Source organism: Herbiconiux daphne (assembly GCF_024979295.1).
Taxonomy (GTDB): domain Bacteria; phylum Actinomycetota; class Actinomycetes; order Actinomycetales; family Microbacteriaceae; genus Herbiconiux; species Herbiconiux daphnes.
Map to the genome: position 1 here is coordinate 1 of NZ_JANLCJ010000444.1, position 668 is coordinate 668.

The following is a 668-nucleotide window of genomic DNA, read 5'->3' on the forward strand; positions in this document are numbered from 1 at the left end:
CCCCTTTCTCCCTTTCACGAATTGTTGTTTAGTAGATTTAAAAAGTATGTTAACCAATGGGTTCAAGCTTGGTAATGCTCAAATTGAATCGCCTAAATCAGTTGTAGTTGCATGTGCTGTTACGGCTCAAATAATCGCTCAAGTCTCTTCCCATCAATATGGAGGGACAACCATTGCAAACATTGACCAAGTATTAGCGCCATATGCAGAAGAATCTTATAACAAGTATTTAGAGTTGGCTTACAAATGGGAAATTAAAAACCCTGTTTTATTTGCAGAAGAACGGACAACTAAAGAAATATATGATGGTGTACAGTCACTGGAATATGAGATTAATACACTGTTCACAACCAACGGTCAATTTCCATTCTGCACATTCTCGTTCGGAATGGGAAGGACTTGGTTTGAAAGACAAATCCAAAAAGCAATCCTTAAAGTTCGTATCAAAGGATTGGGTAAAGATGGATTAACTTCTGTTTTCCCGAAACTTGTTATGTTTCTTGAAGAAGGTTTGAATGTAAACCCAACTGATCCAAACTATGATATTAAACAATTAGCGCTTGAGTGTGCATCCAAACGTCTCTACCCAGATATCATCTCAGCCAAAATTAATAGAAAAATAACAGGTTCTAGTGTTCCTGTGTCACCAATGGGATGTCGTAGTTTCC

Annotated in this window: 1 protein-coding gene; it reads left to right on the plus strand. The window is 37.4% G+C overall.

Going from position 1 to position 668, the window contains the following annotated elements; translation table 11 throughout:
- Positions 1-46 precede the first annotated feature (46 nt).
- Positions 47-668: anaerobic ribonucleoside-triphosphate reductase (nrdD, locus tag N1032_RS25755; RefSeq protein WP_310795991.1), on the plus strand; the 622-nt coding region annotated here is incomplete at its 3' end.